The sequence below is a fragment of the Oceanospirillum sediminis genome, from assembly GCF_014164585.1.
Lineage (GTDB): Bacteria > Pseudomonadota > Gammaproteobacteria > Pseudomonadales > Halomonadaceae > Oceanospirillum > Oceanospirillum sediminis.
Genome location: NZ_JACJFM010000005.1, coordinates 134,516 through 147,373, shown reverse-complemented (window position 1 = coordinate 147,373; position 12,858 = coordinate 134,516). Strand labels below are relative to the sequence as shown.

13 protein-coding genes are annotated in these 12,858 nt (G+C 48.0%); 11 read left to right on the top strand and 2 right to left on the bottom strand.

All coding sequences use genetic code 11. From position 1 onward, the window contains the following. The first annotated feature begins 28 nt into the window (after window positions 1-28). The 3 genes from H4O21_RS05975 (at window position 29) to H4O21_RS05965 (ending at window position 2,091) form a co-directional block, all read left to right on the top strand. Window positions 29-613 carry a hypothetical protein gene (locus H4O21_RS05975; RefSeq protein ID WP_220495527.1) on the top strand — a complete coding sequence of 195 codons (585 nt, stop codon included), beginning with the start codon at window positions 29-31 and terminating at the stop codon, window positions 611-613. A gap of 90 nt (window positions 614-703) precedes the next feature. Further along, window positions 704-1,516 carry a hypothetical protein gene (locus tag H4O21_RS05970; RefSeq protein ID WP_182807930.1) on the top strand — a complete coding sequence of 271 codons (813 nt, stop codon included), beginning with the start codon at window positions 704-706 and terminating at the stop codon, window positions 1,514-1,516. 62 nt (window positions 1,517-1,578) lie between these two features. Then, on the top strand, window positions 1,579-2,091 hold the full coding sequence (locus tag H4O21_RS05965; protein WP_182807929.1) for a hypothetical protein: 513 nt from the start codon (window positions 1,579-1,581) through the stop codon (window positions 2,089-2,091). A 117-nt stretch (window positions 2,092-2,208) separates the two neighbouring features. On the opposite strand, the gene gcvA is transcribed toward H4O21_RS05965, so the two are convergent. After that, window positions 2,209-3,114, bottom strand: coding sequence for a transcriptional regulator GcvA (gene gcvA / locus H4O21_RS05960; RefSeq protein WP_182807928.1), 906 nt, complete (start codon window positions 3,112-3,114; stop codon window positions 2,209-2,211). 183 nt (window positions 3,115-3,297) lie between these two features. On the opposite strand from gcvA, the gene H4O21_RS05955 reads away from it, so the two are divergent. The 8 genes from H4O21_RS05955 to H4O21_RS05920 all read left to right on the top strand — a co-directional run bounded on the left by H4O21_RS05955 (window position 3,298) and on the right by H4O21_RS05920 (window position 10,818). Then, on the top strand, window positions 3,298-3,960 hold the full coding sequence (locus H4O21_RS05955) for a DUF47 domain-containing protein (RefSeq protein WP_182807927.1): 663 nt from the start codon (window positions 3,298-3,300) through the stop codon (window positions 3,958-3,960). Beyond that, on the top strand, window positions 3,960-5,453 hold the full coding sequence (locus tag H4O21_RS05950; RefSeq protein ID WP_220495526.1) for an inorganic phosphate transporter: 1,494 nt from the start codon (window positions 3,960-3,962) through the stop codon (window positions 5,451-5,453). The genes H4O21_RS05955 and H4O21_RS05950 overlap by 1 nt, the downstream gene beginning before the upstream one ends. Window positions 5,454-5,492: 39 nt before the next feature. Further along, window positions 5,493-6,557, top strand: coding sequence for an ABC transporter substrate-binding protein (locus H4O21_RS05945; protein ID WP_182807925.1), 1,065 nt, complete (start codon window positions 5,493-5,495; stop codon window positions 6,555-6,557). A gap of 93 nt (window positions 6,558-6,650) precedes the next feature. Further along, on the top strand, window positions 6,651-7,463 hold the full coding sequence (locus H4O21_RS05940) for an alkaline phosphatase family protein (protein WP_182807924.1): 813 nt from the start codon (window positions 6,651-6,653) through the stop codon (window positions 7,461-7,463). After that, window positions 7,460-8,359 carry an ABC transporter permease gene (locus H4O21_RS05935; protein WP_182807923.1) on the top strand — a complete coding sequence of 300 codons (900 nt, stop codon included), beginning with the start codon at window positions 7,460-7,462 and terminating at the stop codon, window positions 8,357-8,359. The genes H4O21_RS05940 and H4O21_RS05935 overlap by 4 nt, the downstream gene beginning before the upstream one ends. Then, on the top strand, window positions 8,349-9,122 hold the full coding sequence (locus H4O21_RS05930) for an ABC transporter permease (RefSeq protein WP_182807922.1): 774 nt from the start codon (window positions 8,349-8,351) through the stop codon (window positions 9,120-9,122). The genes H4O21_RS05935 and H4O21_RS05930 overlap by 11 nt, the downstream gene beginning before the upstream one ends. An 8-nt stretch (window positions 9,123-9,130) precedes the next feature. Beyond that, the gene (locus H4O21_RS05925; RefSeq protein ID WP_182807921.1) at window positions 9,131-10,150 is read left to right on the top strand and encodes an ABC transporter ATP-binding protein; all 1,020 of its coding nucleotides are present in this window, start codon (window positions 9,131-9,133) and stop codon (window positions 10,148-10,150) included. Beyond that, on the top strand, window positions 10,150-10,818 hold the full coding sequence (locus H4O21_RS05920; protein WP_182807920.1) for an HAD family hydrolase: 669 nt from the start codon (window positions 10,150-10,152) through the stop codon (window positions 10,816-10,818). The genes H4O21_RS05925 and H4O21_RS05920 overlap by 1 nt, the downstream gene beginning before the upstream one ends. A 272-nt stretch (window positions 10,819-11,090) precedes the next feature. Here H4O21_RS05920 and H4O21_RS05915 read toward each other — a convergent pair whose 3' ends face one another. Next, the gene (locus tag H4O21_RS05915) at window positions 11,091-12,842 is read right to left on the bottom strand and encodes a lipase family protein (RefSeq protein WP_182807919.1); all 1,752 of its coding nucleotides are present in this window, start codon (window positions 12,840-12,842) and stop codon (window positions 11,091-11,093) included. Window positions 12,843-12,858: the final 16 nt, after the last annotated feature.

Sequence of the window (12,858 nt, the reverse complement as noted above, 5' to 3'; positions counted from 1 at the left end):
CAGAGTGATATTTCTGTTGCCACTTACCATGATGTCATATACCTCTTTAGCAGAAGACTTATCTCCTGTATCTGATCTGGGTACAGAGAATACCCTGAGTATTTTCCAGCAGGGTTTTAGCAATCAAGCTGAAGTAGTGCAACAAGGTGAAACAAACCAGGCATCGGTTTCACAACAATCTGACCAGGCATCAACAACAATATTCCAGTCCGGACAACAGTTGAATATTGAGTTTCAGCAGCAAGGTTCCGATTCCAGAGCAAATATCAGTCAAATGGGGTCAGCACACAGCTTTACCGGTATCCAGAACGGTATGGGACATGAACTTAGTCTGACGCAAAACGGTCTGGCACAACACAGTCAGCTGCAACAATCCGGTGAATTCAACCATGCTGAGTTAAGTCAGGCAGGAATGGAAAATCTGCTGATTCTGATCCAGAACGGTCAGAACAATCAGGCCCACATACATCAAACAGGACATGCTAATCAGGCTGATATTCAGCAGCTTGGAGATAGCAATCTGGTCAACGTCTATCAGCAGGGTAATGAACTTCAGGCTGTTGTCATACAAAACGGCAATAACCTGAGAACAGATATCTGGCAAAGCCAGTAAAAGAGTTTACGGAGCCAGTATTCTGCAAACTCATGATCTATGAATGCAATAAAACAAATCAAACGACCATCAGAAAGACAGGGAACTACCATGAAAAAGGTAATTTTAACAACTGCCATTACTCTGGCTTTAAGTACTGCAGGGACGGCTTACGCTACAAATGATCTGATTGTGAACCAGACCGGCAGCGATCATCAGATTACGGTAAACCAGAACTCAACTTCGGCTTTGATTAACAGTATTGAAATTAATCAGAGCATGAGCTTTAACTCCGTGAGTATTAACCAGGATGGGGGAACAAACTTAGTTCGAAGTACTCAGATAGGCGAAGGGGGTATGGTAAGTGTCGATCAGACAGGAAATGCTAACACCACTAATATTGATCAGGCCGGAATGAGTAACCAGGTTAATATCATTCAGAATAATGACAGCAACTCTGCGATCATTGATCAGAGGGGTGGAACCAATATGTTCACTCTGAGCCAGGATGGTGTGGGTAATATGATTACTGCTAACAGTTCAGATACCAGCATGTTGAATGATGTGACCTTATCGCAAAATGGGGATAATAATCAGATTACATCAAACGTTGATGGCAGCAATGCCATAATTAACGTAACTCAATCAGGTATGGATCTTTCGCTTGATGTGACGGATAACGGTAACATGTCACAAATTACCCTGAATCAGACCGGTTCAATGAACACGATTACCGGCTTCTCAGACATGGGTTCCGATAACAACATCACGGTCAATCAATTTGATAACGGCAATAACGTGAGCTACACCGTGCAAGGCTCTAATAACACTTATAATCTGACTCAGAATAATACTGGCCAGACTATGAATGTTTCGTCGATGGGTGACAATAACTCCGTCACTGTGACACAGAATGGCATGTAATTTCTGAAATCTGTAAAGGCCTTTGGTATTCCAAAGGCCTTTTTTCTGGCAGGAAGCATGTTATGAAAGTACAGGCTGAATACCTAAGCAAAAGCATCTCAGAAAACAGTTGCCCAGGTTCTCGGCCAACGGCTGGAGAATATCAGGATGCTTTTTCTCAGGAACTTGTTAACAACAGACTACTCTGCTTTTTTATCTTTCTGATACTGATTTGTTTCGGACAGACCAATGCAAAAGCCTCATCTGATCTACCAGAAATATCGTTCGATATCACAGAATCATCAGAACTGACCGTTATTAAGACCAGAGTATCAGGGGTTCAGAATACTGCTGATACCTATCAGTATCAGCAAATTATAAAGAAACACAGTGCATCCGGTTCTTTATCAACCACTCAGAAAGGCAATATTGATCTGTGCTGCGAAACGGAAAAAATCATCAACATCTCCCGGATTAAAATGGGAAAAGATGAACAGTATGCACTGCACTTTCAGCTTTTTCAGGATGGAGCCCTGTTAACCGAGCGCAACATTAATATCAATGGCAATGATGTTTATCCAACTAATACACACTAAAAAGCTGTGGAATACACGCTTGCATAAAAGTTTTTCAGCCTCTTCTGGCTAATGGCTGAAAATAAAAAAGGAAACCTTGTGTGAGTGATGAAAATCGATGTACTGCACGCCACATGCTTAGCTCTGAGACCAGTGATCCTGCTGTGATTGCTGGCGAACCCAGTCGATAAACAGACAGGCAGTATCGCTTAAAGGTCTGTTGATCGGATAGTACAGCCAGTATCCCCCTTCACCTAATAGCTGATGCTCTAATGGCACAACCAACTGACCATTCATAATCATATTATTCACAATAGGCGAACGCCCCAGAGCAACCCCCTGACCCGAAATCGCGGCCTGCATGGTAAGTACCGACTGATCATAACGAAAGCCCCGGTGACAGTCGGCATCCGGTAAACCAGCAGAGCGAAACCAGGCTGACCAGTCTTCCGGATAATAATTAATGTGCAGTAATCGATGCTGTAGCAGATCTTCTGGCTGGCGAATCGGCTTGCCACTGTGCAATAACCTGGGACTGCATACCGGCATGATTTTTTCTTTCAATAGCAGAATACCGTCCATACCTTCCGGACAGCGATGTTTATGCCGGATTTCCAGATCAATATCCTCCGAGAAGAATCTGGGGTCATCATCCTGAGCAGACAAACGCAGATCAATATGGGGATAACGCTGAAAGAAATCCGTCATCACAGGCACCAGCCACTGACTGGCAAATGAACTGGATGTGCGTATCGTCAATAACTGATACTCCCGGTCCTGCTCCAGGCTGGCGGTACTGGCTGCAATCATCTCAAAGGCCTGGGTTAATCCCGGCAGATAATGCTGCCCGGCATCGGTCAGAATCAATCCCCTTGGTTTGCGCTGAAACAGCTCAACGCCCAGACGCGCTTCCAGCTGTTTAATCTGCTGACTGACCGCTGCCTGAGTCACATTCAACTCTTCTGCTGCCCGCACAAAGCTGCAATGTCTGGCAGCGGCTTCAAACGCTTTCAGTGCATTTAACGGGGGAATTTTTCTTAGCATTATAATTCTCTGTCAGAACAGGCATTAGATTTTCTATCCCTTACGGTAATAAAAAATTGGTTGGCCCACCAGTGCCCCTTCAATATTATCGGTTACAACCTTGTTATAAAAATGTAACAAAGGCTCTGAAGAGCAGATTCTTCCAGGGAAAACAGTTACTTTGCGCCGGAAAAAATAATAATTATGAAGCTCAGATTTCCTTCTATGCTCTCCAGGGCCAGTCAACTGGAAAATCAGCTGGATGACTTTTTTGATAAAGTTGTTGTTGCGACACTAATTTTCCGAAACTCGCTGGAACTATATCTTAATCATGGCATATGCGATGAATATCGGGAAAAGCTAAGAGAAGTTGAAACCATAGAAAGTAAGGCGGATCAGCTTCGCCGGGATATCGAAGTCGCCCTTTATCACCATACACTTATTCCGGAATTACGTAGCGATGTGCTGGCATTACTGGAAGAGGTTGATAAGCTGATCAATCGAGTCGAAGCCTGTCTGTTCAAGTTCGAAATCGAACAACCCCAGTTCCCTGAACAACATAAAGAAAGCGTTCGCCGCTTACTGCAAACTGTGTGCGAGTGCATGGATCAGATTATCTATGCCTGCCGGGCTTTTTTCCGGGATCAGAATAGCGTTAAGGATTACAGTGCCCAGGTGCAGTGGCTGGAATCAGAAGCCGATAAACTCAGCACCTCTTTACTACGTGCTGTATTCCGGGATGAGCAGCTGGATCTGGCTCAGCGTATTCACCTGCGCTACTTTGTCGAACGTATCGATGATCTGGCCAATGCCGCTGAAGATATCAGCGACAGTCTGACGATTTACGCGATTAAACGCGGTATCTGATGTCTATGGATATCAGTTTCCTGTTTTTCGTTTCCAGCGGGCTGTTTCTTGGCTGGTCTCTGGGTGCTAACGATGCGGCGAATATCTTCGGAACTGCTGTCGGCACTCGTATGATACGTTTTATTACTGCTGCAACCATCTGCTCGGTATTTGTGTTACTGGGCGCGGTAATTTCTGGCGGTGGAACCTCAGAAACCATTGCCAGTTTTGGTGGCGTTAACCGGATAGCCGGTTCTTTTATTGTCGCTCTGGCGGCAGCACTGGCGGTCTTTTTTGCCCTGCGCAGCGGTGTCACTGCCTCTACCAGTCAGGCGATTATCGGCTCTCTTATTGGCTGGAACCTGTATTCCTCATCAGTGATGGATACCGAGCTGCTGCTGCGTATTCTGTCCACCTGGGTGCTATGCCCGTTGCTGGCCGGTATTGTAGCGGTATTACTGACATTGATAGCAGAACGCTTCTTACTATGGCGTCGTCCTCATCTGCTGACTCAGGATGCCCTGACCCGCATCGCACTGATCCTGACCGGAGCACTGGGCGCTTATGCTCTGGGTGCCAATAATATCGGTAATGTGATGGGGGTCTTCGTTGAAGTATCACCGTTCCGGGATATCGAATCCGGCCAGTTCAGTCTTAGCGCCACACAGCAGCTGTTTATGCTGGGAGGCCTGGCCATTGCTATGGGGGTCTTTACCTACTCACGACGTGTGATGATGACCATAGGCAACGGAGTGATGGATATCTCCCCCATTGCCGCCTGGATCATCGTCTGCGCCCATTCCATTGTGCTGTTGATGTTCTCATCCCGCAGCCTGGAACAGCTGTTATCTGATATGAACCTGCCCACTCTGCCACTGGTTCCGGTCAGCAGTTCTCAGGCAGTGATCGGTGCTTTAGTGGGGCTGGCATTACTGAAAGGCGGTAAAGCAATTAACTGGCACACTCTGAAAAAAATCAGCCTGGGCTGGCTGGTAACACCGGCCAGTGCTGCTCTGCTTTCCCTTACCGGCCTGTTTCTGATGGAGCATATCGGTGAGCAACCCGTCTACGCCAGCAGCCGTTATGTGATCAGTGAAACCGGGTTTAACAAGCTGGAGCAGGAAGGTATCGAAACCTGGCGTTATCGCCATCTGGCCGGTGTTGAATTCCATTCACCTAAAGCCTTTATCAACAAGATAGAGAGCTATCAGCCTCTGTCTGCGCAACAACGTAAACAACTCCTGGATATCGCTTATCTGAGTCGTTTCGAACTGAATCACCAGCTCTACCGCAACAGCCACAACTGGCTCAGTACAGAGCAGTGGCAGGCGGTACAAAGTCTGAAGAATCAGCAGTTCAGCTACCGCTGGCAGCTGCGTGATGCCCTGGCGGCTCTGAGCCCTCAGTGGCGTTACAAACCGGATACACCGCACAACCGCAGTGCTAACCGGCAACTCCAACAACAACTTACCAAACTGGAACGCTTACTGGAGATCAATCCTCCGCATCAGTAGTGGCTTCCCGAACAAGAAAAATAATGAACTGAGGTTTATATGAAAAATAGAACAAAAGCACTAGTCCTGTCCTGCCTGTTTACGGCAGGCATCGCTTCCCAGGCTCAGGCTGTTGATATGGACAGCCTGGTGTCAGCGGCGAAAAAAGAAGGTGAAGTGAATAGTGTCGGTATGCCTGACAGCTGGGCAAACTGGAAGGACACCTGGGCTGATCTGAACAGTAAATATGGCCTGAACCACTCCGATACCGATATGAGCTCTGCTCAGGAGATCGCCAAAATGAAAGCTGAAGGCAAAAATGCCACAGCAGATATTGGTGATGTTGGCTTCTCATTTGGTCCTATTGCCGCCAAACAAGGCGTTACCCAGCCGTTCAAGCCATCTACCTGGAATCAGATTCCACAGTGGGCTAAAGATAAAGACGGTCACTGGATGCTGGCTTACACCGGAACCATCGCTTTTATTATCAACAACAACCTGGTCAGTGCTGATGAACGTCCACAAAGCTGGGGCGATCTGAAAAACGGTTCGTACAAGATCTCTATTGGTGATGTGGGTGCTGCAGCTCAGTCAAACAGCGCGGTACTGGGCGCGGCGTTTGCATTCGGCGGTGATGAAAAGAACCTGAAACCGGCACTGAAATTATTTGGCGATATCGCAAAACAGGGTCGTCTGGCACTGAATGACGTTACCCTGGCTAACCTGGAGAAAGGTGAAATTGAAGTCGGCATCATGTGGGACTTTAACGCCCTGAACTATGCCGACAAAGTGGGCCGTGATCGCTTTACCGTACTGATTCCGAATGACGGTTCTATCATCTCTGGTTACACCACCATTATTAACAAACATGCCAAAAACCCGAATGCCGCCAAACTGGCCCGTGAATATATCCTGAGTGATGAAGGTCAGGTGAACCTGGCGAAGGGTTATGCGCGTCCTATCCGTGCCGAGCATATTACTCTGCCAGCTGAAGTACAGGCCAAACTGCTGCCTAATGAGCAATACGCAAAAGCCCGTCCGATTCAGGACTTTAAAGCCTGGGCAAAAACAGCCAAGCGTCTGCCACGTAAATGGCAGGAAAATGTGCTGATTCACCAGAACTGATCGTTGAGTTCCCCGCCGTCCATAGTCAATGGGCGGCGGTTTTTCCCTGTTACAAGCACCACCTGAAACCGTGGTGTCTGAGTGAGAGTTGTTATGAATAATAATAAGGTGATTCTGGTCGTACTGGATGGTCTGAACTACCAGACAGGTTATGACTGCATGGGATATTTACAGGCGCTGCGTGAGCAAGGCACGGCACAGCTGTATAAACTGACCTGTGAACTGCCCGCCATATCCCGGCCACTGTATGAGTGCATTCTTACGGGCGTGACTCCGGCTGTCAGCGGTATCGTCCATAATGACATCACCCGCAACTCTGACCAGCAGAGTATCTTTTCCCTGGCCCGCCAGCACGGGCTCAGCACTGCAGCAGCAGCGTATCACTGGGTCAGCGAGCTGTATAATCGTTCGCCTTACGATGCTGTGCGTGACCGTCATACCGAAGATGAAAGCCAGCTGATTCAGTACGGCGTTTTCTATCATCAGGATCATTATCCGGACAGTCACCTGTTCCTGGATGCCGAATGGCTCCGTCGCAAGCATGATCCGGACTTTCTGCTGGTACACCCCATGAATATTGACGATGCCGGGCACAAAGCCGGACTCGACAGTACCCTGTACCGGAACACCGCCCGTTTTTGCGATATCGCGCTGTCTGACCATCTGCCCAAATGGATTGAAGAGGGTTACCAGATCCTGGTGACGTCAGATCACGGCATGAATAACGACCGCTCTCATAACGGTATGCTGTCCGAAGAGCGGGAAGTGCCTCTGTTTGTGATTGGTGAACGTTTCAGCCTGGCAGCAGAATGCCATGTTCGTCAGACAGAGCTGTGCGGCACTATCTGCACTCTGCTTGGCATCGATCACGATAAACCTCAGAACCCGGAGCTGATCCAGTTATGAGTCAGTCAGTTAATCAGAGTTCACAGGAGATGGATACTGCCACGCCTGTGAGCCGCAAAAAAAAGGTCTCGCGCGAGCGCTGGGTTGCCGCAGGCATTACCCTGCCCTTTTTCAGCCTGTTTGCCGCGTTCCAGATCATTCCTCTGATCTGGATTGTGGTCAACAGCTTTATCTATGACGAAGAGTGGGCGCTGGATAACTATCTGGAGATTCTTGATTCTGCCTTTCTGCAACAGGCTTTCTGGAACAGTATTGTACTGTCCTTTATGGCCAGTCTGTTCGCGATGATTATCGGCACTATGGGAGCTTACAGCCTGCGTCATGTCAACACCCGACTGAGAGATTTCATACTCTCATTCAATAATATGGCCAGTAACTTTGCCGGTGTGCCTCTGGCCTTTGCCTTTGTCATTATCCTCGGTTTTAACGGGGCGATCACCCTGCTGCTCAAGTCTATCGGCTGGCTGGATGATTTTAACCTGTACAGCCTCAGTGGCCTGATTGTGATCTACACCTATTTTCAGATACCACTGGCACTGTTACTGCTTTACCCCGCTTTTGATGCCATTCAGAAAGACTGGGAAGAAGCCGCTATCCTGATGGGTGCCAGCCGGGCTCAGTTCTGGCGCAAAGTGGGCATTCCGGTGATATCACCGGCCATCCTGGGCACCTTTATTATTCTACTGGCCAACGCTATGGGTGCTTATGCCACTGTGTATGCCCTGACCTCTGGTAACTACAACGTACTGACCATACGTATCGCCAGTATGGTCTCCGGTGATGTCTTCCTTGATCCGAATCTGGCGGCAGCCGTTTCTGTACTGCTGGTACTGCTGCTGGCTCTGGTAACTGCGGTTAACGAATGGCTGCTAAAGAGGAGTTACCATGCAAAATAGCAATCGCTTTCACTACGGCGTGGTCTATGGCATTTTTGCCATTCTGTTGCTGCCACTACTATCGACAGCCCTGTACTCACTGGCTACCCGCTGGGGAGCCACTATACTGCCCGATGGCCTGACTTTTGACTGGTATATCCAGCTTTGGAGTGATCCTCGCTTTCTGCTGGCTTTTGGTCAATCCATTCTGATCTGTCTGGGTGCTCTGGCACTGGGTACCCTACTGATCGTGCCAACTATTTTTGTAGTGTTCTACTACTTCCCACGGCTGAAATGGGTGATGAACCTGCTGATTCTGCTGCCGTTTGCAGTACCACCAGTGGTGTCATCGGTTGGTTTATTGCAGATCTATGCTGATGATCCGTTTCCTATTGTGGGTACGCCCTGGATTCTGATATTCACCTACTTTACCATCGCACTGCCCTTTATGTACCGGGCTATCGCCAACAGCATGCATGCACTGAATCTGCCGGATTTGATGGATGCTGCTCATCTGTTAGGCGCCAGTACCTGGCAGGCGTTTCTGCTGGTGGTACTGCCCAATATTCGTAAGGGATTGATTGTTTCGTTGTTTCTGTCCTTCTCTTTCCTGTTCAGCGAATTCGTTTTTGCCAATATCCTGGTGGGCACCCGCTACGAAACACTACAGGTCTATCTGTTTAACATGCGCCATACTAGCGGCCACTTTACCAGTGCTCTTGTTATTTCCTATTTCATGTTTGTGCTGATCTTCACCTGGATCGCCAACCGTCTTAATAAGTGAGTCATGCCATGTCTTATGTAGAAGTTACAAACCTGGCGAAACGTTTTGACAGCACCCCTGTCTTCAAAGAGATCAATTTCACCATCAACAAAGGGGAGTTTATTACCCTGCTGGGTCCATCTGGCTGTGGTAAATCCACTCTGCTGCGTTGTATCGCCGGACTGAATAGCGTGGATAACGGCTCTATCCTGGTAGATGGTGAGGATATAACCAGCCTGCCTGCTCAACGCCGTGGTATCGCCATGGTATTTCAGAGTTATGCTCTGTTTCCGAACATGACAGTCACCGACAATATCGCCTTTGGCCTGAAGATGCAGAAACTGTCATCGGATGAGATCCAGCGCCGCGTCAGAGAAGGCATCGAAATGGTCGAGCTGAACGGTCGTGAAGATCACTACCCGCATCAGTTATCCGGTGGTCAGCGCCAGCGTGTCGCTCTGGCAAGATCTCTGGTGATGCAACCCCGTATCCTGCTGCTGGATGAACCCTTGTCAGCGCTGGATGCCAAGATCCGTAAAAACCTGCGTGAACAGATCCGCCTGATTCAGCAGGAGCTGAACCTGACCACCATTTTTGTCACCCATGATCAGGAAGAAGCCCTGACCATGTCAGACCGTATCTTTCTGATGAATTCAGGTCAGATCGTGCAATCCGGCAGTGCAGAAGAGATTTACACCGAACCGGCCGATGCTTTTGTCGCCAGCTTTATTGGCAACTACAACCTGCTACAGGCCGAACAGGCCAGAGCTATGCTGGGACTGGACACTCAGCTCAAAGTTGCGATTCGTCCTGAATCCATTCTTATCAGTAGCCTGAGTCCGGTAGATACCCGCAGTCACTACAGCCAGCCGATCAGCGGAACCGTTAAATCCAGCATGCTGCTGGGTAACGTCATTCGTTATCGCATGGATACAGACAACGGTGAACTGGTCGTCGACCTGCTGAACCGATCCTCAGAACGCCTGGTGAGTCGTGGTACTCAGCTTGAACTCCAGGTCAATATGGACGAAGTGAGAGAGGTCGCCTGATGCCATTAGCTCTTTTTGATCTGGATGAAACACTGATTAACGCCGACTCGGCCACTTTGTGGAATCAGTGGATGGTAAAACAGGGACTGGTTGCCGATGGTGATCATTTTATGCAACAGGAAGCAGATATGATGACCCGGTATGGTGCCGGTGAGCTGGATATGGCGGACTATATGGCTTTCACGCTGCAGCCACTGAAAGGCCTTTCTGCACTGGATATTACCGCCATGATGCCTGAATTCGTCCGCAACAATATCGAACCCTGTATCTACCCGGATGCCCGGATTTTGATCCAGCAACTGCGCCAGGCCGGATACCGGGTTGTGATTATCTCAGCTACAGCAGAGTTTGTGGTTCGGGGAGCTGCACGGGCACTGGGTGTTGATGATGTACTGGCAATACAGCTGGAATACGACGATCAAGGTCATCATACCGGCCGTACCACAGGCACACTAACCTTCCGGGAAGGCAAAGTGAAACGTCTGAAGGAATGGATGCAGACAGAAAATGAATCACTGGACAACGCTCGCTTCTACAGTGACTCCATGAATGACCTGCCATTGTTAGAACAGGTCACTAACCCTTTTGCCACTAACCCGGATCGACGCCTGCGAGCCCTGGCTATGGAAAGAAACTGGCCTGTTATCGACTGGGAAATCCGCCAGTAAATCAACGCGTTTTCGGCGCTATATTTCTCTTCAGAGCTGTTTGATAGCGTCATTGAACGGTACTTCGGGTTATCCGGGTACCGTTTTTTTATGCTGTTTTTTTTGATTGCTTTTTTTCGGGGCTGTTGTGTCAGAGTTTTCGCTGTCGCTGTTCTACGCTGATATATCCCGACATCCCGATCAGGCATCAGCTCAGAATATTCTGACAGCCTCTCTAATAGCGCACCCGATTACAGGACACCCTATTACAGGGCAATTATTTCAGTACATACTTACTCTTCATCAGTGCTGACGGCTTTAGCCTGCTGCTGAGAATCTTCATCCGCTTGCGGCGTAATTTCTGGTTCAAACTGAGGTTTAAGCAGCTCAATCACTTCCGGGTACAGATCCTGTCGGCTGACAGAATGAGACACCACGGAGAAATGGGCCAGTGATCCCGGCAGAATCTTTTCATCCAGCAAGGTCTTGTCACCATGCTGTTCTTTAAGCAATTGCTCATAGCTTTTCAGCAGATCCTGTATCCGGAACGCCATTTTTCGTACAGGCTTTATATTGCCCCACAGTGTCAAAGATCTGGCAAAGAATCGACGGAAACCAGAGCCTAACGCGCTGTCCATACTCTTATTGGCTTCAGCTAAGCCTTGTTTAAAGCCACACAGTTCGGTTTGTGGTGCCAGTAAGTTAATGCAGATTTTTAATAGGTTTTTCTGGTTATCGGATAACTCATAATCCTGCTCAGATTGCTGTAAGCGGCTGATAAAGTCATTAAACTCACCCTGATCAATATTGGAATAATATTGATCTTTACGGGTTATATTAATGTGGGACAAACGGGAGCGGAATTCATCGGTCAGCTGCTCTTCCGGGGTAGCAGAGGTATTATCAAAAAACTCGATCTGGTTATCGATCACCTTAAACAGCAGATCTACCACAGGCCCGGAAGCCCGGCTGGCATCAAGGGTTAAGAAATCAATAATATGATTCAGTTCATCAGAAATATCTTTAATTAGCGGCAGGATACTGTAATCGCTGCTGTCATTTCGTTTTTCGATCGCATCACAAATATTGGTGATATCCTGAATTAACACCGCCAGCAGTGTATCCAGCTCTTCTTTCAACGATGGACTGACAAAGTACCTTGTGCTTTCTTCGCTATAACGCTTAACAGCATCGTCCGAGGCGTAATACAGGGTCTGACTGAGTTTATCGACCGCCCCTCTCAGTTCAATCAGTATTTTTCTGCAGTCTGACAAGACTAGCAGAGTCTCCTGATAGATTTCCCGGCCATCAGTCTTTGAGAACTTATATCCGGCAGAATTCAGGAATATTCTGAGAAAACTCGACTGCGGCAACTTATTTTTAATACTCAGCAGTTTTACCCGTATGCCTGCAACACTTGTTTCATTAACCACTCGGGCCAGTGTGGGCGTATCATCTTTTACCAGATTATAGGCTGACACCAGGTCATACATGGAAAAGTCAGCAATCACCCGCTGGGTCAGGTCAAAATCATTGGTGACATTAATAATGCGGCAATCCGGTGAAAAGCGGGTGCAGTCCAACTGATGCAGCTGATTAAAAAATGGCGTTGATAAATACGTAATGCTCTTGATCTGCCATTGCTCAGGCCATTCTGGTGCCACAGCAGCACGCTTTGTAAATTCATTAAGCACATTACCACCATGAGAGTGCCCAATCAGATGAAAGGCTACATTTTTTTTGCGATACCCCGAATAATAAGCAGCCTGACCATTACTGCCACAAAGTCTGTTCGCAAGATATGCTCCAGCAATCTCACGATTTGTTTTGGTGTTATCCCCGCTCCAGCCATGTACATCAAATAGCGCAAGATTCGGGTGCTGCTGACACAGCATCTTCAGCTTATCAATAAACGCTTTATTCTCCGCCCAGTAGTTATTACTGCTGGTATAACTGGCCGCACGTTTAATACTGCTCGGAGTCAGACAGATCGGATCAACGGTTCCGGCCACCAGAACAAAAATATGTTTAGTATCGTTACTCACAATAAATCCCTTTTAA